The 21,656-nt window shown below is 45.4% G+C and carries 16 protein-coding genes; 13 read left to right on the forward strand and 3 right to left on the reverse strand.

The genetic code is table 11. From position 1 onward, the window contains the following. On the reverse strand, window positions 1-1,920 hold the full coding sequence (locus J9B83_RS06485; RefSeq protein WP_211535929.1) for an ATP-binding cassette domain-containing protein: 1,920 nt from the start codon (window positions 1,918-1,920) through the stop codon (window positions 1-3). 257 nt (window positions 1,921-2,177) lie between these two features. On the opposite strand from J9B83_RS06485, the gene J9B83_RS06490 reads away from it, so the two are divergent. Further along, window positions 2,178-3,314, forward strand: a complete 1,137-nt coding sequence (locus J9B83_RS06490; protein WP_211535930.1) for an efflux RND transporter periplasmic adaptor subunit — start codon at window positions 2,178-2,180, stop codon at window positions 3,312-3,314. Window positions 3,315-3,324: 10 nt separating this feature from the next. After that, entirely contained in the window at window positions 3,325-6,465 is a 3,141-nt protein-coding gene (locus tag J9B83_RS06495) for an efflux RND transporter permease subunit (RefSeq protein WP_211535931.1), read from the forward strand. Between the two features lie 100 nt (window positions 6,466-6,565). On the opposite strand, the gene aceF is transcribed toward J9B83_RS06495, so the two are convergent. Together aceF and aceE are read right to left on the reverse strand one after the other, a co-directional pair. Beyond that, the gene (gene aceF, locus J9B83_RS06500) at window positions 6,566-8,512 is read right to left on the reverse strand and encodes a dihydrolipoyllysine-residue acetyltransferase (protein ID WP_211535932.1); all 1,947 of its coding nucleotides are present in this window, start codon (window positions 8,510-8,512) and stop codon (window positions 6,566-6,568) included. 89 nt (window positions 8,513-8,601) lie between these two features. Continuing rightward, window positions 8,602-11,268, reverse strand: coding sequence for a pyruvate dehydrogenase (acetyl-transferring), homodimeric type (gene aceE / locus J9B83_RS06505; protein ID WP_211535933.1), 2,667 nt, complete (start codon window positions 11,266-11,268; stop codon window positions 8,602-8,604). An 817-nt stretch (window positions 11,269-12,085) separates the two neighbouring features. Between aceE and nadC the strand changes: the two genes are divergently transcribed. From nadC to J9B83_RS06560, 11 genes are all read left to right on the forward strand, one after another. After that, window positions 12,086-12,937, forward strand: a complete 852-nt coding sequence (nadC, locus tag J9B83_RS06510) for a carboxylating nicotinate-nucleotide diphosphorylase (RefSeq protein WP_211535934.1) — start codon at window positions 12,086-12,088, stop codon at window positions 12,935-12,937. 98 nt (window positions 12,938-13,035) lie between these two features. After that, window positions 13,036-15,132, forward strand: a complete 2,097-nt coding sequence (gene pta / locus J9B83_RS06515) for a phosphate acetyltransferase (protein ID WP_211535935.1) — start codon at window positions 13,036-13,038, stop codon at window positions 15,130-15,132. Window positions 15,133-15,242: 110 nt separating this feature from the next. Continuing rightward, a complete protein-coding gene (locus J9B83_RS06520; RefSeq protein WP_211535936.1) occupies window positions 15,243-15,524 on the forward strand; it encodes a hypothetical protein in 282 nt (93 codons plus the stop codon). A gap of 118 nt (window positions 15,525-15,642) precedes the next feature. Further along, window positions 15,643-16,086, forward strand: coding sequence for a pilin (locus tag J9B83_RS06525; protein ID WP_211535937.1), 444 nt, complete (start codon window positions 15,643-15,645; stop codon window positions 16,084-16,086). Continuing rightward, window positions 16,086-17,045 carry a GspE/PulE family protein gene (locus J9B83_RS06530; RefSeq protein ID WP_211535938.1) on the forward strand — a complete coding sequence of 320 codons (960 nt, stop codon included), beginning with the start codon at window positions 16,086-16,088 and terminating at the stop codon, window positions 17,043-17,045. The genes J9B83_RS06525 and J9B83_RS06530 overlap by 1 nt, the downstream gene beginning before the upstream one ends. Beyond that, window positions 17,026-18,090, forward strand: coding sequence for a type II secretion system F family protein (locus J9B83_RS06535; RefSeq protein ID WP_211535939.1), 1,065 nt, complete (start codon window positions 17,026-17,028; stop codon window positions 18,088-18,090). The genes J9B83_RS06530 and J9B83_RS06535 overlap by 20 nt, the downstream gene beginning before the upstream one ends. Window positions 18,091-18,108: 18 nt before the next feature. After that, window positions 18,109-18,930: a prepilin peptidase gene (locus tag J9B83_RS06540; RefSeq protein ID WP_211535940.1), complete on the forward strand. Its 822-nt coding sequence runs from the start codon at window positions 18,109-18,111 to the stop codon at window positions 18,928-18,930. Beyond that, on the forward strand, window positions 18,897-19,508 hold the full coding sequence (gene coaE / locus J9B83_RS06545) for a dephospho-CoA kinase (protein WP_211535941.1): 612 nt from the start codon (window positions 18,897-18,899) through the stop codon (window positions 19,506-19,508). The genes J9B83_RS06540 and coaE overlap by 34 nt, the downstream gene beginning before the upstream one ends. After that, window positions 19,502-19,723, forward strand: a complete 222-nt coding sequence (yacG, locus tag J9B83_RS06550; RefSeq protein ID WP_211535942.1) for a DNA gyrase inhibitor YacG — start codon at window positions 19,502-19,504, stop codon at window positions 19,721-19,723. The genes coaE and yacG overlap by 7 nt, the downstream gene beginning before the upstream one ends. A gap of 26 nt (window positions 19,724-19,749) precedes the next feature. After that, window positions 19,750-20,961 carry a response regulator gene (locus J9B83_RS06555; protein ID WP_211535943.1) on the forward strand — a complete coding sequence of 404 codons (1,212 nt, stop codon included), beginning with the start codon at window positions 19,750-19,752 and terminating at the stop codon, window positions 20,959-20,961. Between the two features lies 1 nt (window position 20,962). After that, a complete protein-coding gene (locus tag J9B83_RS06560; protein ID WP_211535944.1) occupies window positions 20,963-21,649 on the forward strand; it encodes a sensor histidine kinase in 687 nt (228 codons plus the stop codon). Window positions 21,650-21,656 lie beyond the last annotated feature (7 nt).

Raw genomic sequence — 21,656 nt, forward strand, 5'->3', positions numbered from 1 at the left:
TTACCCGTTTTGCATGTCTTCAAGCTCAAGCCAGCGCTCCATGGCGCTTTCTAGCTCTTCTTCTTTGTGCGCCAACTTGGCTAAGGTTTTTTGTACCTTATCCGCATCGCCTGTGTAAAAGTCGTTGCTGCTCGTGGTCACATGTAACGCGGCAATCTCCTCTTCAAGCTTAGCGATCTTAGTCGGCATCTCGTCGAATTCGCGTTGAATTTTGTAACTGAGTTTAGGTTTGGTTTTGCCTGGCGCACTGGCTGGCGCAACGCTGGCGTCTGCGTTGGTGATCGCTTTAGCTTTGGCCTTTGGCGTGTCCGTTTGCGACGTGGATTCAGTGGGGAATTTACCGCCTTGGCGAATCCAATCCTTGTAGCCGCCCACGTATTCTTTCACGCGGCCTTCGCCTTCAAAGGCAATCACGCTGGTTACCACGTTATCGAGGAAAGCACGATCATGGCTGACCAAAAGCAAGGTGCCGTCGTAGTTCATCAAAAGCTCTTCTAACAACTCCAATGTTTCTACGTCGAGGTCGTTGGTCGGCTCATCCATCATCAATAGGTTGGCAGGACGGGTGAACAACTTCGCCAATAACACACGATTACGCTCACCACCGGACAAGGCTTTCACTGGGGTACGAGCACGCTCTGGTGGGAACAAGAAATCGCCCAAGTAGCCAATAACATGTTTGTTTTGGCCATTGATTTCGATAACGTCTTTGCCCTCACCGACGTTTTCCGCCACGGTCTGTTCAGGGTCAAGCTGCTCGCGAAGTTGATCGAAATACGCCACATTCAATTTCGTGCCTTGACGAACGGTACCTGAAGCTGGCTCTAAATCGCCTAACAAAATTTTCAAAAAGGTACTTTTACCACAACCATTGGGTCCGATAAGACCAATACGATCGCCACGGTTAACGATGAAGTCCATCGGCTGAAGAATAACCTTGTCTTCAAAGGAATGACTGACTTGAGTAAATTCCGCCACCAGCTTGCCGGATTTGTCTTTGGTCTCGATCGCCATTTTGGCGTTGCCTTGGCGATTAATGCGCTCTGAACGCTCTTCACGCAGGGCTTTTAACGCTCGCACACGGCCTTCATTTCGCGTTCGACGGGCTTTTATCCCTTGGCGAATCCACACTTCTTCTTCTGCTAAGCGTTTATCGAACAGGGCATTGGCTCGCTCTTCTTCTTCTAAGAGCTTTTCTTTGAAGACCAAGAACTCGTTGATGTTGCCACTGAAAGAAATCAGGTTGCCGCGATCCAGCTCAATAATGCGATTGGCCAATTTTTCGAGGAAGCGACGGTCATGGGTAATGAAGAGGATCAAACCACGAAATTGCTGCAGCTGTTGCTCCATCCATTCGATGGTCGGCACGTCCAAATGGTTCGTCGGCTCATCCAATAACAATACGTCAGGATTGGAAATCAACGCCTGCGCCAAAATCACTCGACGACGCCAGCCACCCGATAATTCGGACATAAGTTTGTCTGCTGGCAAGGCCAAACGTTGCACCATATGATTGACACGCTGCTCCAAATCCCAGCCTTGGATTCGATCCAATTCGGTTTGAATATCGCTGAGTTCATCCGCGTGGTCATTTTCGAAGTCTTCAAGCAGTTTGAAGTATCGCGTCATTAGGGCATGGGCTTGACCTGCGCCTTCGCTGACCACTTCGCGGACCGTTTTCTCGTTCGCATCGGGCAATTCTTGGGGCAATTGACTGATGGTCATACCGCCTTCAAGACGCACCATGCCTTCGTCTGGCACTTGCTCGCCAGAAATGACTTTTAGTAACGTGGACTTACCCGCGCCATTACGACCGATAATAGCAACGCGTTCACCGGCTTCGGCAGAAAAACTGATTTTTGACAGCAGTGGATTATGCCCGAACGCAACACTGATCTGTTCTAACGACAATAGACTCATATCTATCCATATTAAGTAAAAATTTTGTGGCAATATAGTAGCATTCTTCTCAGTCAAGGTTCATCAAATAGACACGACAAGGCGCTAAAAAGAGCAGGGATTTTTTCAATCCGAATCGAATTTTGCGACGAATGTCATAAAAATACGCAATAAACGGCGATTCTGTTGCACAGTCTTAGGCAAAACGCCTTTCTTCTCCATTATTGAGGATATACTGGGTTAATAATGATCGTCACACCTATCAGTTGGAGCAATGAATGGCGTTAAAAAATAAAATTGGGCCCATTACCGCGGTCGTCGTGGCCGCGGCAGCAGTCACCTGGATGGTCATCGGTGGTAATGGCATTACTGTCAGCCCAACGGACACGGACACCCACAGCCAAAACACAACAACGCCTTCTGCGGGTTTTCCACAAACGAATCAATCGGTTGATAACCCATCGAACAAGAGCCAAGTCGCCTATCCCGTGCAAGCCACCACCTTGACGGCGCAAGTGATTGAAATGCATTTGCCTCTCAGTGGTAGCACCATGGCAGAAGACACCTTGCAGTTGATGAACAGCTACCCAGGCCGAGTCACTAAACGAGCGGTAGAACAAGGTCAGTTTGTCGAACAAGGCGAGACCATCGTTCAAATTGACACCCGCACTCTTGCGTTACAGCTTGAGCAAGCGTCTTTGCTGGTCAAACAGAAACAACTCGAACTGGACGGTATAAAAAAGCTCAACCTTACTAATTTGTCATCCAAAGTGAACGTGGCACAGGCCGAAACCGATTTGGCCTCGGCCAAAGCCACAGAGCGTGCTTTGCAAGTAGATGTCGAAAACGCCAATGTAACTGCGCCTTTTTCAGGGGTACTCAACAGTTTAGAAGTACAAGAGGGTCAGGTATTGGCCGCTGGGGCCAGCATTGGTCATTTGGTGTCGGTCAATCCAATTAAAATCAGCGTGAATGTCCCGCAGAATAAAATCCAGCACATTGATCTTGGTACCCAAGGCAGCATTTTATTGGAATCTGGCTACGAAACCGAAGGCTTCGTGTCTTACATCAGTGCCGTGGCAGACACCTCAAGCCGAACGGTACGTGTGGAAATGGAAGTCGCCAACCCCGATAACCGGATCGCAGCTGGCTTAACCGCCAAAGTAGACTTTTTACTGGATATGCAGCGCGCCCACCCTCTTTCTCCAGCGTTATTAACACTCGATGATGCGGGCAACACCGCCATTAAAACCATTGATATTGATAACCAAGTGGTCATTGTGCCCGTTGAAATCATCAAGTCGGAACGAGCACAGGTTTGGGTGCGAGGTTTGCCTGACAATGTGAACATTATTACCGTAGGACAGGGTTTTGTGTCTGCGGGTGATCTTGTTAAAGCGCACTACACACGCTAAGGAGCTCAATATGCAAACCTTGATTGAAGCCGCCTTAGCGCGCACTCGTACTGTGATGATGTTTTTCGTGCTCATCTTGATCATGGGTGTGGTGTCTTATATTGAGATCGCCAAGGAAAACGACCCTGACATCACCATTCCTATGGCGTATGTGTCGGTTTCTCTTGAAGGGATTTCACCAGAAGATGCCGACAGCCTTTTGGTTCATCCCTTAGAAAAAGAACTGAAAGGCTTAGAAGGTCTTAAGGAGCTCAGCTCTACCGCCTCCGAGGGCCATGCCTCCATCATGTTGGAGTTTTTATCGGGAGTCGATATAGATCAAGCCATTAGCGACACCAAAGACAAGGTCGATCGCGCCAAAAGTGAATTGCCCAGCGATGCAGACGAACCCACGGTAACAGAAATTAACCTCTCCACTTTTCCCGTGTTGCGCGTGAACCTTTCGGGCAACGTGGACTTCGCCACTCTTAGTCGCACGGCGAAGAACCTACAAGACGCCATCGAAGCCGTTGATGGAGTACTGGAAGCCAACATCAGTGGCGACCGTGATCAACAAGCGCAAATCATCATTCGTCCAGAGCAGCTAGAGTCGTATAACTTGTCGTTGACTGACGTGGCGAACTTCGTGTCCGGCAACAATCGCTTAGTCGCAGCCGGTAACTTGGACACAGGCGCGGGGCGCTTTTCGTTGAAAGTACCGGGCCTTCTCAAAACCAAAGATGATATTCTCAACTTACCGGTCAAAACAGATGGCGATCAGGTCGTGTTACTTAAAGACATCGCAACGGGTGAACTGACCTTTGAAGACCCTGACAGCTATGCCCGTGTGAACGGCAACCGCAGCATTACCCTTGCCGTATCAAAACGCGTTGGGGCGAACATCATTAACACCATCAGCGCCGTAAAAGAGGTCGTTGAGGAAGAAAGCCAACAATGGCAAAACGGTGTTGAATATAATGTAACCGGAGACAAGTCCACCAACATAGAAACTTCGTTGAACGATCTTTTTAACAACGTACTTACCGCTACCTTACTGGTAATGATCGTTATTGTATGGGCGCTGGGGATTCGCAGTGCGTTTTTGGTAGGTTTAGCCATTCCTGGAGCATTTTTAGCCGGTATACTCATTCTGGATTTACAGGGCTACACCATCAACATGGTGGTGCTGTTCGCGTTAATCTTGAGCGTAGGCATGTTAGTAGACGGCGCCATTGTGGTCACCGAATACGCTGATCGTAAGCTGGCGGAAGGCGCGTCGAAAAAACAAGCGTATCGAGAAGCCGCTAAACGCATGGCCTGGCCAATCACCGCCTCAACCGCCACCACGCTGGCGGTGTTCATGCCTTTGCTATTTTGGCCAGACATCGTTGGTGAATTCATGCAGTTCATGCCCATTACCATTATCGCCACCTTGTCCTCTTCTTTGGTGATGGCCTTGATTGTTCTGCCGACCATTGGCTCTATTATTGGTAAGAAAGGCGCTTACAGCGCCAAAACCATGCACGCGTTGAGAGTTACTGAGACAGGTAACCTAAGTGAACTAACAGGCTTAACCGGCTGGTACGGACGCATGCTCACGCGTTTGGTTGAGCGCCCTGTTTGGGTGTTATTGTTTACTATCGCGTTGCTGATCTCCATTTTCGCCAGCTACGGTAAGTTTGGTAAAGGCGTGGAGTTTTTTCCTAACATTGAGCCAGAATCCGCGAATCTAGACATTCGCGCCCGTGGCGATCTGTCGCTTGCTGAAAAAGACGCCTTGGTACGACAAGTCGAGCAACAGGTGCTCGGCATGAGAGAGTTAAAGAGTGTCGTAACAACGTCTTATGCTGCTGCCGATAACAATGTTGCTCCCGACAGCATCGGTTCCATCAGCATGGAGTTTATTGATTGGTATAAACGCGACTCCGCCAGCGTCATTCTGGAGCGCATTCGTGAAAGAACCAAGCAGATTCCAGGCATTGAAGTCACAGCCGAAAAAGAACAAGGTGGTCCTCAATCGGGTGCTGACATTCAGCTGCAATTGACTTCGAACTATTCCCAAGCCCTTAACATGGTGGCAGATGAGATCAATAAGCAATTGATGCGACGAGATGAAATCATCACTGTCAGTGACGACAGATCGCTTGCGGGTATTGAATGGCGCATCGATATCAATCGCGAGGAAGCCAGTCGATATGGCGTGGATGTAAACAGCTTGGGCAATGTGATCAAACTGGTTACAACAGGCATTACACTTAGTGACTTTTTACCGGAAGGTGCTGACGACAAAATCGATATTGTACTGCGTTACCCTGTTAATCAACGCAACCTAGATCAACTCGACCAACTGCACATACCGACTAATCAAGGCAGCATTCCTGCCAGCAACTTCATTCACCGCTACGCAGCGCCAAAACAAGGCACAGTGAAGCGTACTGACGGCAAAAAAAGCATTCAAATTGATGCCGATGTGCAAGATGGCTTAGTGGTAGACGAAGTCATCAAGGCGATAAAAGCTGAACTCGATGCGGCAAATATTGATAAAACCGTGAGTTATGAATTCCGTGGCAATACGGAAGAGCAACAAAAATCCATGCTGTTCTTAATGAAAGCCTTTGGCGTGGCGTTTTTTATCATGGCGATCATTCTGGTGACGCAATTCAACAACTTCTTCCAGTGCTTGTTGATTTTGAGTGCGGTGATCTTCTCGACCATGGGGGTTTTCATTGGGCTAATGGCCAAAGGCCAACCTTTCGGGATCGTTATGAGCGGAGTTGGCGTGATCGCTCTCGCTGGGATTGTGGTCAACAACAACATTGTTTTGATTGATACGTTTAATGGCTTACGTAAACAAGGCATGCTGGTGCGAGAAGCCGCGATAAGAACGGGAGTGCAACGTTTAAGACCGGTAATGTTGACCACTATCACCACCATTTTGGGGCTGGTTCCCATGGTGTTCCAGTTGAACATCGACATGATTCATCAGACCTTCAGCATCGGCGCCCCTTCTGCCCAATGGTGGACACAACTTTCTACCGCCATTGCGGGAGGCCTCACCTTTGCCACACCGTTAACCTTAATCCTTACGCCTTGCTTATTGGTGTTAGGGTATCGTAGAAAAGAGCGAATTTCTCTTGAGGCTCAAGCCGAGCAACTAGTCGAGCTAAAGTGATATTAGATTGGCAGATTTTGGAGCAAAAAAAACCCTAGTATGAAAACTAGGGTTTTTATTTATCTACTATTCATCACCCACTTGAGTGACTAATAATCGCCTACAATGACAAGCGTCGTACGTCGCTCAACAAGGCATTAAGGTAGGTCATGAATCGACCAGCATCACCGCCATTTACCGCTCTGTGGTCATAAGACAAACACAGTGGCAGCATGGTGCGAGGCTCAAACTCTTTACCATTCCAGCGTGGCTCGATGTCTGCTTTAGACACACCAAGAATACCCACTTCAGGACAATTAACGATCGGCGTAAAGCCGGTTCCGCCAATAGCACCAAGGCTAGAAATAGTAAAACAGCCGCCTTGCATATCAGCCGGCTTCAACTGTTTGTCCAAGGCTTTCTTAATCAATACATTGATTTCTTGAGCGATTTGAACAATCGATTTTTTGTCTGCATCACGTAACACAGGCACAACCAAACCAATTGGAGAATCTACCGCCACACCAATGTGTACGTACCCTTTTTGCACGTAGCTTTCGCCATCTGCCATAAGAGAGACATTGAAGCTTGGATTAGCAACCATGGCTTGCGCTACCGCTTTGATCAGGAACGGCAATGGCGTCAATTTAACGCCTTGTTTTTCCATCTCACCTTTTAGGCCCTTACGGAAATCTTCAAGATCCGTAATGTCGGCTTTATCGAATTGCGTCACCTGAGGCACAACAAGCGAATTACGAACCATGTTTTGGGCCGTCATACGCTGGATTTTGCTCATTTTAACGATTTCGATGTCGCCAAACTTACTGAAGTCTTGATCTGGAACCGTTGGCAAACCAGAACCTGTTGCTACCGCAGCGGCAGGAGCAGACACGGCTTTTTGCACAGCCACTTTCACATAAGCGTGTAAATCTTCTTTCAAAATTCGACCACGAGGACCCGTTGCACGCACCAAAGAAAGATCTACACCCAGCTCACGCGCTAGCATTCGCACGGCAGGGCCGGCGTGTACTTTTTTCGATGGTTCTGACAAGGCCGCAGACGAATCGACAACAGGTGCTGCAGGCGCTTTCTCAGCATTGGCTTTCGGTGCTTCAGTGGCCGCCGGTGCAGGTGCCGCAGGTTTAGCGGCAGCCGGTGCTGCTCCTTTGACTTCAAGCTCCAATACTGGATGCCCTTCCGACACTTTATCGCCGACCGTAATGGAAATAGATTTCACCGTGCCAGATTTAGGCGCCGGAATTTCCATTGAGGCTTTGTCCGTCTCAAGTACGATAATAGAGTCGCCCTCGTTGACTTCGTCGTCTACTGCCACAGCCACTTCAATCACTTCAACGCCTTCTGCACCACCAATATCGGGTACATTAACAAGCTCAACACCAGAAACAGCTTCTGCAGCAGGTGCAGAGGTTTCTTCAGGTGCGGCTTCTTGAGCAGCGGGCGCTGTCTCAGCAACGGCGTCACCACCTTCTTCAGCAGCATCCGCTTCTAGCACAAGAATGTCCGCGCCCTCAGAAACAGTATCACCGATGTTAATGGTGATTTTGCCAATTTTGCCGGTGAAAGGTGATGGAATGTCCATCGACGCTTTATCGGTTTCCAGCACGATCAAAGAATCGCCTTCTTCAACCATATCGCCTTCAGAGACACACACTTCGATCACTTCTACATCGGTCGCACCACCAATATCCGGCACTGTGACCTTTTGCTCACTGGCGGCTTTTTTCACCGCGGGTGCCGCTGCTTTGGGTGCTTCTTCAGCAACCGGAGCGGACGTTTCTGGCGCTGCTTCTGGAGCAGACGCTTCAGCCCCTTCCACTTCGATGATCAGAACTTCATCACCTTCAGAAACCTTGTCGCCTTCTTTGACAGAAATGCTGGTTACTTTACCGGCCATCGACGATGGCACATCCATGGAAGCTTTGTCCGTTTCTAAAACAATAATAGATTGGTCCACTTCGATCGTGTCACCAACGCTAATGCTGATCTCGATAACTTCGACATCAGTCGCACCACCAATATCCGGTACTCGAATGATTTCAGTACTCACAGAAATCTCCTTTGTCGTATAGACGCATCAAACTTAAAAACGTGCTTGGCTTTACATTATTTGAGCCAAGCACCTAGCTTATTCAGTAATTAGCAGGTTACTGGGTTTGGTTTTTCAGGGTCTAAACCAAATTTAGCAATCGCCCCACTAACAACAGATGCGTCAATTACACCGTCTTTGACAAGCGCTGTTAGAGCAGAAACCACTACCCAGTAGCGGTTAATCTCAAAGAAGTGACGCAATTGAGCACGGGTATCACTGCGACCAAAACCATCTGTTCCCAACACGTTATAAGTCGTGTTGATGAAGGGACGAATTTGATCTGCGAACAGCTTAACGTGGTCTGTAGACGCAATCACAGGTCCCTTACCATCTAAGCAAGTTTCAACATACGACTTACGAGCGGTTTCTTCAGGGTGAAGCATGCTCCAACGGCTTGCATCCAGACCTTCACGACGCAATTCATTGAATGACGTGACGCTCCAAATATCCGAATTGACACCGTAATCGTTGAACAGAATTTCTGCAGCGGCCTCTACTTCGCGAAGAATAACACCAGAACCAAGCAATTGAACATTTTTGCTGTTGGCTTTGTCTTCGTGAGATTTCAGCTTGTACATACCTTTGATAATGCCGTCTTCAACGCCTTCAGGCATGTCTTCATGAGCGTAGTTTTCGTTCATTACAGTTAGGTAATAGAAAACACTTTCTTTCTCATGGTACATGCGACGAAGACCGTCTTGCACGATAACAGCCACTTCATATGAATATGTTGGGTCATAAGACACACAGTTCGGGATAGTGCCAGCCAAAATGTGAGAATGACCATCCTCATGCTGCAAGCCTTCACCGTTCAGTGTTGTACGACCCGCTGTCGCACCAATCAAGAAACCGCGTGCTTGCGAGTCACCTGCTGCCCATGCCAAGTCACCAACACGTTGGAAACCGAACATAGAGTAGTAAATATAAACAGGGATCATCGGCAGATTGCTGTTACTGTACGAAGTTGCCAAAGCCAACCAAGAAGAAAAAGCACCTGCTTCGTTAATACCTTCTTGTAAGATTTGACCGTCAGCAGACTCCTTGTAATACATTACTTGAGTGTGGTCGTGCGGCGTATAACGCTGACCTTCACTGCTATAAATACCCAACTGACGGAACATGCCTTCCATACCAAAGGTACGGGCTTCATCGGCAAGAATTGGCACAACACGTTTACCAATGTTCTTATCTTTCACCATGACATTCAATGCACGTACAAACGCCATTGTTGTCGAAATTTCACGACCCTTGGTGCCTGCAATTTGTGCTTTGAACGCTTCCAAAGAAGGCACTTCAAGCGCTTCACAATCACGACGACGGATCGGGAAATCACCATGCAATTCTTTACGACGAGCGCGTAAGTATTGCATTTCTGGGCTGTCTTCTGCTGGACGGTAGTAAGGCAAATTCTTCAGCTCTTCATCACTGATTGGAATGCCAAACTTGTCGCGGAACTGCGCCAAAGACTCTTCGTCTAGTTTTTTCGTCTGGTGCGCGGTATTTTGCGCTTCAGCCGCCTTAAACATGCCGTAACCTTTTACGGTTTGCGCAAGAATAACGGTTGGCTGACCTTTATGAGACGTCGCTTCTGCGTAAGCTGCGTAGACTTTATACGGATCATGACCACCACGATTAAGATTCATAATCTCATCGTCAGTCATGTCTTTGACCATTTCTAGCAGTTCAGGGTATTTGCCAAAGAAATGTTCACGCGTGTAAGCACCACCATTCGCTTTGTAGTTTTGAAGTTCGCCGTCACACACTTCATTCATACGTTTGATCAGCAGACCTTTGTCGTCTTTCTCGAATAGAGGATCCCAATGACGGCCCCATAGACATTTAACAACATTCCAGCCCGCACCACGGAACACACCTTCAAGCTCTTGAACAATCTTACTGTTACCACGCACAGGGCCATCAAGACGCTGTAAGTTACAGTTGATCACAAAGATAAGGTTGTCTAGATTTTCGCGGCCAGCCAAGGCAATCGCGCCCAAAGATTCTGGCTCATCACACTCACCGTCACCAAGGAAAGCCCATACTTTACGATCACCTTGATCGATAAGACCACGACTATGCTGGTACTTCATTACATGCGCTTGATAGATCGCTTGTAATGGCCCAAGACCCATAGACACGGTTGGGAACTGCCAGTAATCCGGCATTAACCATGGGTGTGGATAAGAAGAGATACCCTTTCCATCAACTTCACGACGGAAGTTATCTAGCTGTTCATCCGTTAAACGGCCTTCAATGTAGGAACGAGCGTAAATACCCGGAGAAATATGGCCTTGGAAAAAGACCATGTCCGCTTCTTGTTTGCCGTCGTTACCACGGAAAAAGTGGTTAAAGCCGATATCGTAAAGGGTTGCCGCTGAAGAGAAGCTCGTAATGTGCCCACCAAGTGTTGAATCAACACGGTTCGCTTTCATTACCATGGCTAGGGCATTCCATCGAATTATAGAGCGAATGCGTCGCTCCATAAACACGTCACCCGGTAATGCCTTCTGATTTTCAGGCAAAATTGTATTCCGGTATGGTGTCGTAATAGACGATGGTAATGACGTGCCCGATTTAGAGGCTTCACTCGTCAAACGATTTAAAATGAATTGCGCGCGATCAGAACCTTCTTCGCGAAGGACAGACTCAAGCGCATCGACCCACTCTTTGGTTTCAATTGGATCGATGTCTTCGAGAATATGCTGCTCAGTCATCGTGTTAATAACTCCCGCTATTAGAACAGATACGTAACCCACCAAGAACATTATGTGTATTAATGCTTTGGAGGCTGCTTAAACGAACCATTGGAGCTCATATGAAATGCCATACAAAAACCCCAGCCGATCAAGACGAGTACGTTTCTTTATTAAGGTTTGAAACGTTATCTCATCCGTTAAGTGGCAATTTTTATTGTTTTAGTCTTCTTCCATTGCCTCGACCACTAAAAAACTTAGTCGGCTCGCTTCCAGTTTGGGCTTGGTTCATCAAGCCCAAGATCAAGTTTTCACATCCGCTTAGTCTTATTAAACGCATATAAAAAATTAAAACTTTTTGTTGTAAACATGCTTTATTAAGCATGTATTTAACCGTTGTCGCTTACTGAAGCGCCACACAATTCATGTGTCGAATTGTGATCTCTACGCCTCAGACACACTCTAATTCGGCGTAAGATTAACACCGAACTAAAAGTGCGCCTAGCTACTCACTCAGAGGTTACGGCACAGAAACTACACGATAAACATAGTAATGTGCGCAAACATCGAACCCAAACATGAGTACGAATTCCATTTTAACCTTATCAAACGCAAGAAAAATAGAGTGTAATTCATTAAATTTATGAATTACATAGGTGAGATGAATACTATAAGCCCTTGTCAGACACAAAATTCGCATCGTATCTTGAGGTATGAATACGTTAAAGACCAACTAGAAAGATTATGTAAATCAACACATTTTTCAGCCAACAGCACTGACTCACCAAAGATATACCGCTACAATAGCGATTTAAATCTGCGCATATTAGGACAGTACATGACCCCTTTGAACGCTCTATTACGTGAGCACATCCAATCTCAAGTCAACTTCGCTTTAATGGAAGATGTAGGGGCAGGCGATATTACTGCGCAATTAATACCAGATAATCAAATTGTAAAAGCGACTGTCATTAGTAGAGAAGATGCGGTGTTGTGCGGCCAAGCATGGGTGAACGAAGTGTTTCGCCAACTCGGCAAAGAAGTAACACTCACTTGGCACTATAAAGAAGGCGACACACTAAAAGCAGATCAGCCCTTCCTGACGATTGAAGGTCACGCCAGAACCATTTTGACCGGTGAAAGAGCCGCCTTAAATTTTTTACAAACCCTTTCTTATACCGCAACAGTAACAAAACAATATTGTGATATCGTTGCTGACACAAATTTAACGATCCTTGACACGCGAAAAACCCTTCCAGGTATGCGCCTAGCGCAAAAGTACGCTGTGACTATTGGTGGAGGGCAAAATCATAGATTCGGTCTATATGATGCGTTTTTAATCAAAGAAAACCACATCATGGCTGCAGGTTCGATAACCAATGCCGTAACCATGGCAAAAGACATTGCACCCGGAAAAACCATCGAGGTCGAAACTGAAAACCTTGATGAGGTGGCCATGGCCGTTCATGCTGGTGCAGACATAGTGATGTTAGATAATTTTTCATACAAGGATATGATCACTGCGGTAAGTCAATACAAAGGAAAGGTTAAGTTTGAAGCTTCTGGTAATATGACCAAGGAACATTTATTACAAGTCGCCAAAACAGGCGTAGACTTTGTGTCAATTGGTGCCCTCACCAAACACGTCCAAGCGATTGATTTATCCATGCGGGTATCCCTCGCTAAATAACAAATACAAACTCATGACGGCAATGGAAATTATTAGTTTAATCCGACACTAACCAAGACCATGCTTTCAAAAATGGACTCACTAGGGATTCACAAATTATGCCTATCAATGTACTTATGACGGTTCCTACCGGCCCTGGTGTCGGCTTAACATCGGTATCAGTTGGTTTGGTTCGCGCGTTAGAACAACAAGGTTTGAAAGCCAGTTTTTTCAAGCCCATTGCCCAACCACAACCCGGAGACAGAGGCCCTGACAAATCGACAGCAATGGTTTCTCAGGGCTCAGTTTTACGCCCTGCCGAGCCAATCCCACTGCATGAAGCGGAACGCTATTTGTACAATGATAATATCGACGAACTTATGGAAGAGATTGTCGGTCGCTTTCAAGCAAGTGTTGAACCTGGCTCAACAGTGATCGTAGAGGGTCTTGCACAAATTGCTGGCCATCCTTACGCCACTCGTTTAAACAAAGCCATTGCTCGTACACTCGATGCCGGCCTAGTATTGGTTACAGCACCGAACAAAATGAAAGTAAATGAGCTTGAACACCATGTCGAAATTGCGGCGGGGTCTTATGGCGGGATCAAAGCCGATGACGTGATTGGCTGTATTTTAAATAAGACCACGCCTGGCTCTCTTGGTATGAAGTCTTACGGCGACCAATTTGCTCAAAAAGCCATCTTCAAGCGTAACTTTAGTTTGTTGGGCCAGATTCCTACAGCGGAAGAACTTACCTACCCTCGAGTAAAAGATGTAGCTGACTTTCTTGGTGCTCGAGTCATCAACGCAGGCGATATTGATACTCGCCGAGTTCAGTCTTATACCTTGTGCGCCCGAGGCGTGGAAAACATGCTTGAAGCGTTACGCCCTGGCGTGTTGGTTTTCACACCAGGCGACAGAACTGACATCATCATGGCCACCGCTATCGCAGCTTTAAACGACATCAAAATCGCGGCTTTGGTCGTCACTGGTGGCTACCAACCCAGTGAAGCGCTTATGTCTTTATGCGGTAAAGCCATGGCCAAAGGCCTACCAGTTCTGTCGGTGGAATCCAATAGCTGGGAAACTGTGATTAATATGCAGTCTTTTAACCAAGAGATCCCTGTAGATGACAAAGAACGTGTTCTTATGGTGAAAGAACACATTGCTCGTTGTATCGACCACGACTGGATCAACTCCTTTGCTCTTAGCCAAGAAGAAAGAAAGCTCTCGCCACCCGCTTTTCGTTTTCGCCTTATCGAATTAGCTCGCTCTCTGGATAAGCACATTATTTTACCTGAAGGGGAAGAAGTTCGTATTATCCAGGCAGCCTCAATTTGCGCCGAACGCGGTATCGCTCGCTGCACCCTGCTAGGAAATAGAAAAGAGATACACCGCATTGCTCAGAACAATGGCATTGAACTGAATGATAATGTCGCCATCATCGACCCAAATAAAGTTCGTGAGCGCTATATTGCGCCCATGGTAGAGCTTAGAAAGGGGCGTGGCTTAACCGATATTATTGCTAGGGAGCAACTTGCAGACAATGTTGTGTTAGCAACCATGATGCTTGAAATGGGTGAGGTGGATGGATTGGTGTCTGGCGCAGCACACTCTACAGCGAACACTATTCGCCCCGCTTTGCAGCTGATAAAAACGCTACCTTCTGCTAACTTGATTTCATCTGTATTTTTTATGTGTTTGCCGGATCAGGTTTTAGTGTACGGTGATTGCGTTATTAACCCAGACCCAACAGCAGCACAACTGGCAGAAATCGCTATTCAAAGTGCTGATTCTGCAGCCGCATTTGGCATCATTCCTAAAGTTGCCATGATCAGCTACAGTACAGGGGGTTCTGGAAGTGGCAATGATGTAGACAAAGTAAGAGAAGCCACAGCAATTGCTCAGCGACTTCGTCCAGACTTGCTCATTGATGGACCACTTCAATACGACGCTGCTATTATGGAAAGTGTTGCTAAACGCAAAGCTCCAGACAGCAAGGTAGCCGGAAAGGCAACGGTCTTTGTCTTCCCTGATCTCAATACCGGCAACACCACATACAAAGCCGTTCAGCGAAGCGCAGATGTGGTGAGTATAGGCCCTATGCTACAAGGTATACGTAAGCCGATTAATGACCTGTCGCGAAACTCCCTAGTTGATGACATTGTCTACACCATTGCGGTGAATGCTATACAAGCCAACAACGTGAAGGGTTAAGAAATTCGTTGACATCACCACTTTTTAGGCAGGAATTTTCTGTCTAAAAAGTGGACAAAGATTAGTTTCGCTATTAACCTTTATTCATATTCACTGAATGGATGGTTATTATGTCTGGCAGCATCCCTCATACCATAGCCCTTTCAAATCATACCAGTGCGCCCTCTACAACGCCGGGTTACACTACCTTTGACGTGCGCTCCGATGAAGATACTCGAACCACAGCAATGAATGCTCGCAATGCCATAGCCACCAGCGATCTCGTTGTTACTTTATCAGAAGAAGCTCAAGCATTACTCAAAGAAGACAAGCGAAACGTGGAAAGAAAATCGGCAGAAGAGCACAAAAACCGCCTAGATTATTTCGAAGATGACATCGAAGAAGACTTCTGACTATAATTTCACCACATAGAGAGGAGACTTTTACCGAAAAATCATTTAGCCTATAAATTCGAAACATATTTAAATGCAATAGCAGGATGCAATTGCAAACCGCTTCAAGGAGTGAAGAATGAAACTTACCTACTCAGGCATGCGTGGATTCACGCTTTTAGAACTTATGGTGGTCATTGCCATCATATCCATATTAGCAAGCTTATCCGCCCCCACCTTTACACGACAAATTGCCAAGGCAAACTTGATCGAAGCACAAAATATTGCCACACAACACCAATCGTTAGTCGAAGAATACATTCTGCTTAATGGCAGCTTTCCTACTGATAATGAATTTGATGATATTAAACAAGCCGTCGCCGATGATTCGATCGTCCAGTCTATCGCAGTTAATGACGCTGATAGCATCATAATTACACTCAATAGCGCCACAGGCATAGACGATAGCTCAACACTCACCTATACCAGAGACGATGACAGAAACTGGCAGTGCACATCTGATTTAGACACCAATGTTTTGCCGCTAAAATGCACATCAACTTCCACAACAGGAGGTGAGTAATGACGCTAGAAGAAATTCTCTCTGTTGCTATTAATCAACAGGCGACTGACATTCACATTGAGCACAGTAGCATTGGCATCATTGTTTACCAGCGCTGTTATGGTCAGATAGAGCCCAGCGCTCAGTTACCAAAGGACGCCAACCTTATTAATCGTATAAAAATGCGCGCCAATTTAGATTTGTCTGAAACTAGAAGAACGCAGGAAGGGCAGTTTTTATTTGAAGAAAAAGGCCGAAGTACCTTTGTTCGCGTCAGTATCATCGCTACCGTAAAAGGTGAAAAAGTTGCTTTAAGATTATTACCCAATAAAGCGCGATTAGATTTGGATCATATTGGCATTCAACCTCTACTTCTCACTACCTTAAAAAAGACCCTATGTTGTCAAAGTGGGTTAATTCTCGTTTGTGGCGCGACTGGTGCGGGTAAAAGCACCACCCTCTATTCTTGCCTTGATGTCTTAAATACCGGACAAAAAACCATTTTTACCATAGAGGACCCAGTAGAATATGAAATACCTGGATTATTTCAATGTGAACCCAATGCCGCTATTGGTCTTGACTCTGCCGCTTTGCTGAAATCATTTTTACGTCAAGACCCAGATGTTATTATGGTTGGAGAGGTTCGAGATGCTGTCACAGCCAACTTAGCTGTCAATGCATCCCTGACAGGTCATCTGGTGCTGGCGACCTTACACACCAATTCTCCTTTGGATGCAATACATCGATGCCATGGTTGGCAGGTAGATTTTTTCTCTCTTGTAAGCTCACTTAAGCTTATCATTCACCAATCCATGCTTTATAAATCAGCTTCTCGACAACCCGCATTTAATGCACTGAAACCCATGTGGCACGAGTCACTTCCAAGAAACTATAGCTCACTTATTGACTCGCCATCTGTATGGAAAGCTTTTACCCACCAGCAAAAAAGTGAGGTTGCAGATGTTTTGGTACAAGATTAAATACCATAATGGTCGCATCGGTTATCAATTGGCATCTTCTGAAAGTAGCTTGGTGTATGGCCTTGTACAACAAGGTACATGGAGATTCTCAATCACACCTTGGAAACCACAAACACTCGATTATAAAAGCCTGCATACCTTCTTCACGGAATTACAAAGCGCACTACAATCAGGATTACAGCTTAATCAAGCGTTATCGCATTTGGCTCTTTCACCAGCTAAAAGCAATCTTTCCATTATATGCAAAGCAGTATTAAGCCAGCTTGAACAAGGGATTAGCTTCAATGTCGCTTTAAGCACTTTAGTACAAACTTCAGCCTCTCCATATTGTCAGCTTTTGAACACACAAGGCACAAGAGAAGACTGTAATAAGAGCTTGAGCCTTTCTATTGATCAGCTCAATGCTCTACTGGAATGGTCAAAACGACTGCTAAAAACACTTATTTACCCATTTAGCATCATACAAATCGCACTTTTGATACTTATAGCAAACAAGGCAATGCAGGCCAAATCAGCCGATAATCTTGTAGTGTACTTACTTGATGATGGGATTTTGTATTTGTTGTGTAGCGCCCTGCAACTGCTCGTTATTCGCAGCTTGTATCTTGGTAATGCTTGCTATTGGTTAGAGCGATACAGCCAAGCATTTCGGTTAACCAAGCTTTTTTCACTCTTGCATACCACACACCAGTCTGGGGTGCCTTTACAACAAGCTATTAAAAGCATGCCTGAATATTTTCAACATCATCACATCAAAAAGGAGATTTTCAGTGTTTACTACACATTGCGTCTTGGAAAAAAATATGCAGGTAGCTTTCCTGATCATTGGTTTCCAAAGGAATCCGCCATCGCATTACACTCAGCAGAGCAAGATGGCGATATAGAGCGTGCGCTCACCATTGCAACACTCGAACATGAAAAACGCTGGCAGTCTACTATATCATTATTAGAAAAATTCATTCCGGCTCTTTGTTTACTCGTAGCCGGCGGTATTGTTGCCTCAGCTCTGGTTGCTCTTTACGCTCCCCTAATGAACATGCCTTAATACGAGATAGTAGTCCAAATGCTCCCCCTACTCGTCTATTTTGTTACATATTGCCTTTGTCTAGCTAGTATAGGCAGTTACGCCGCTGCCTTTACAGTTCGTTGGCCTGTAAAATGTCATCATAATTGGCAAAAAGAAGCCCATCAATTACTCAACATACCTTTTAAAAAAACCTCTGAACGACCTAAACTAGGCCATCGCTCATGCTGTCCGCACTGTGGTCAAACCTTAAAATGGAAAGACCTCATTCCTATCATCAGTTTTATACGATTAAAAGGACATTGCCGTCACTGTAACCAAGCTATTTCACTTCGCTACCCCGTCATTGAAAGTCTTCATATTGTTAGCTGCTTACCACTTTTATGGCTTTCAAACGATTGGTTAACGCTTGCATTGTATACCTGCATAATGAGTAGCTTAATTACCTCAGCATTCATTGATATAGAACATCACCTCATACCTGATCAATGCATTACAGTGTTAGTTTCCTGTGGGTTATTGTTAGGCATCATCAGCAACACGCTTTTAAGCTCTGTTGTAGGCATGATTGTCGGCTTCTATCTTATTATTGTGGTTCGCTGGTGTTACACCGTAGTAAGAAAACAAGAAGGTATTGGTTTAGGAGACGCCAAGCTTATTGCCGCATTGGGTGCTTGGTTGGGAGTATCAGCCCTACCTTCCTTACTACTTTGTGCAAGTGTTGGCGGAATCCTTTACACTGTTGTTTTTAGAAGAACAGGCTCAGACCTTATAGCATTTGGTCCCTTGTTAATTATATCCGCTATCTTGGTATTTTATTCATCGTTATGGAAAAACACGTTGCTCCTATTATCGGCCTAGCAGGCGGAATTGGCTCTGGTAAAAGCACCATTGCGAAATGCTTTAATCGTTTAGGTATTCAAAGCGTCGATGCAGATGATGTCGCCAGATTCGTTGTTCAACCGGGTACCCCATGCTTACAAGCAATAAAAGAGCGCTATGGCGACTCAATCCTCACACCGCTTGGAGAATTGAACCGCCCTGCTCTACGAGACATTGTTTTCAATACCCCTGATGAAAGACGTTGGCTGGAATCCGTGACACACCCTGCCATACGTCAAGAGCTCGCCTTGCAACTTAGTGCGACAACATCAAGTTATTGCTTGCTAGTACACCCTCTTTTATTTGAAACGAAACAAAACTTGATTTGTAGATATGTTATTGCCATAGATGTTCCTGTAGAGATTCAGACCGAACGGGTAATCAATAGAGATAAAGTAACGTTAGAAAGTGCAAAAAAAATCATGGCAACGCAATTGAGCAACCAAGATAGAATTGACCGTGCCGATTTCTCCTTTGAAAATTCTGGCAATATTGACAACATGGATGATAAAGTCTCTCGGTTGCACAAAAAAATATTAGAGTCGATTTCATGTTGAACAACGATATTACCCTTGTTTCATGCCCCACTTGCCAAACGAAAACAGCTTGGACAAAAGAGAATCCAGATCGACCGTTTTGCAGCTCACGTTGTAAATTGATAGATTTGGGCGCTTGGGCAAGCGAGTCTTATAGCATTCCTCAACAAACATCCGAAGAAGATGAAATTTTCTCAGATGACTTAAATGTAGACCCAAATAAATCTTTTTTATAATACCTAGACATGGAACGTGATTGTTTATGGCCCATCAAGACTTCTCAAAGAAAAAAGCGTTAGTCATTGAAGATATGGCGGAAGCTCGGATTATGCAGCGTAAAATGTTATCCGACTTTGGTTTTGGCTCCATAGAAGTTGCCATGAAAGCCGAAACAGCAGTTGAACTATTGCAAACGCAAGCCTTTGATGTAATTTTGTCCGATTACAACCTAGGCAAAGGTAAAGATGGTCAGCAACTACTGGAAGAGGTTAGGCACTCTAAATTAATATCCAATACCGCTACTTACTTGATGGTTACCGCTGAGACCTCTATTGAAATGGTGATGGGCGCCATTGAATATCAACCAGATGGTTACATAACTAAACCCTTCTCACAGGCTTTATTGCAACGTCGACTCAATAAGTTGCTAGAAACAAAAGAGAAACTCTATGATGTTAACGTGGCTCTGGATAAAAACGATCATGCTGCCGCAATTGAAGCTGCGAAAATAGTTATTGCTAAACACCCAGCATTAAAAGGAAGATGTGGACGCATCATAGGTGAAAGCCTTTTAGAGCTGAAAGATTACGATAAAGCATTATCACTGTTTAATAGCACACTTAAAGAAAGAAAGATGCCTTGGGCTCTATTCGGTAAAGCAAAGTCTTATTTTTTAATGGGCGAGCTCGAAAAAGCCGAGCAGAGCTTTAAACAACTCATGTTGGATAATCGCTTTTTTGTCAGCGCCTATGACTGGCTCGCTAAAATCTTAATTCGCCAAGGTAAACAAGAAGAGGCTCAAGCCACTCTTATCGAAGCTGTTAATCGATCTCCCAAGAATCTTTTACGACAAATAGAGCTGGGCAACATTAGCTTAACCTTGAATGATTTTATTACCGCTGAAATGGCTTACCGTAGAGCCGTATTCCTAGCAAAACATTCTTGTTACAACACCGCTGATGTTTACCTCAAACACTTAGAGTCCTTGGTTAACATGACCAATGAAGGTCCATTATCATCACGTCAAAGAAGCCACTTTGAATCGACATTGAAAAAAGTCCACGAGAGCTTCTACGACGATCCAGACGACAGAGCCACAACATATGGTTACGACATCTCTGTTCATCTTGCAGATCACGATATTAACGGCGCTCACCAGATCTATAACACATGGCTAGAAGACATAAAGACTGGCCTGACAAGCGCACCATCAAAACAGCAATCTCTTAAATACGCTAGAGCTTTTGGAGGCTAAGGTGGAAAAGCTCGACATCAGTACGATTTTGGCAAGTGCTATTCATGAAAGTAAAAACCAGGTAGGTACTTTGCTGTATCAACTACAAGGTCTTAAAGAAGGGGTGGCTAACAAAGAGCCACACCATAAGAAAATAGTCGTCATTGAAGAGTCATTAAAAAAACTTAACGATGAATGGGTTGAGTATTTGTATTTGTATCGTTTAGCGTCAGATGGCTATGAACTGCATGTTGATACATTTTTGCTGGATGAATTTCTTGATGATCAGGTTTTTGCATTGCAACCTTCTGCCACCGCAAAAAACCTTAGCTTAGAATACCGTTGTGATGCGGATTTAACCGGCACATTTGACGAACGCTTAATGACAGCAGTGGTCAGTACAGCCGTTTACAATGCATTGCGTTTTGCAAAATCAAAAATTCTTATCAGTGCGATACAAGAAAACGGCTATCTCCTCCTTGCTATTGAAGATGATGGCGTTGGATTCAAACCTAAGCCAGAACAAGAAGAAGCTTTTCTTGAAGGTAACACAGGTCTTGGCTTGTATTTCGCTGAACTATCGGCGGCGGCCCATGTGGTTTATAAAAGATCCGGTTTCATTAAGAAAGAAAGCTCTCCCACATTAGGAGGCGCTAGGCTGTGTGTGTATTTGCCGCAAAGCAGCCAAGAAACTATAGACTTAGGCTGAATAAAAT

The sequence above is a fragment of the Marinomonas vulgaris genome, from assembly GCF_018145875.1.
GTDB classification, from domain to species: Bacteria; Pseudomonadota; Gammaproteobacteria; order Pseudomonadales; family Marinomonadaceae; genus Marinomonas; species Marinomonas vulgaris.

What these genes read in the sequence shown, in the direction of transcription:
- J9B83_RS06485 (WP_211535929.1), bottom strand. Translation starts at nt 1,920, where the DNA reads ATGAGTCTATTGTCGTTAGAACAGATCAGTGTTGCGTTCGGGCATAAT.
- J9B83_RS06490 (WP_211535930.1), top strand. Translation starts at nt 2,178, where the DNA reads ATGGCGTTAAAAAATAAAATTGGGCCCATTACCGCGGTCGTCGTGGCC.
- J9B83_RS06495 (WP_211535931.1), top strand. Translation starts at nt 3,325, where the DNA reads ATGCAAACCTTGATTGAAGCCGCCTTAGCGCGCACTCGTACTGTGATG.
- aceE (WP_211535933.1), bottom strand. Translation starts at nt 11,268, where the DNA reads ATGACTGAGCAGCATATTCTCGAAGACATCGATCCAATTGAAACCAAA.
- nadC (WP_211535934.1), top strand. Translation starts at nt 12,086, where the DNA reads ATGACCCCTTTGAACGCTCTATTACGTGAGCACATCCAATCTCAAGTC.
- pta (WP_211535935.1), top strand. Translation starts at nt 13,036, where the DNA reads ATGCCTATCAATGTACTTATGACGGTTCCTACCGGCCCTGGTGTCGGC.
- J9B83_RS06520 (WP_211535936.1), top strand. Translation starts at nt 15,243, where the DNA reads ATGTCTGGCAGCATCCCTCATACCATAGCCCTTTCAAATCATACCAGT.
- J9B83_RS06525 (WP_211535937.1), top strand. Translation starts at nt 15,643, where the DNA reads ATGAAACTTACCTACTCAGGCATGCGTGGATTCACGCTTTTAGAACTT.
- J9B83_RS06530 (WP_211535938.1), top strand. Translation starts at nt 16,086, where the DNA reads ATGACGCTAGAAGAAATTCTCTCTGTTGCTATTAATCAACAGGCGACT.
- J9B83_RS06535 (WP_211535939.1), top strand. Translation starts at nt 17,026, where the DNA reads ATGTTTTGGTACAAGATTAAATACCATAATGGTCGCATCGGTTATCAA.
- J9B83_RS06540 (WP_211535940.1), top strand. Translation starts at nt 18,109, where the DNA reads ATGCTCCCCCTACTCGTCTATTTTGTTACATATTGCCTTTGTCTAGCT.
- coaE (WP_211535941.1), top strand. Translation starts at nt 18,897, where the DNA reads ATGGAAAAACACGTTGCTCCTATTATCGGCCTAGCAGGCGGAATTGGC.
- yacG (WP_211535942.1), top strand. Translation starts at nt 19,502, where the DNA reads ATGTTGAACAACGATATTACCCTTGTTTCATGCCCCACTTGCCAAACG.
- J9B83_RS06555 (WP_211535943.1), top strand. Translation starts at nt 19,750, where the DNA reads ATGGCCCATCAAGACTTCTCAAAGAAAAAAGCGTTAGTCATTGAAGAT.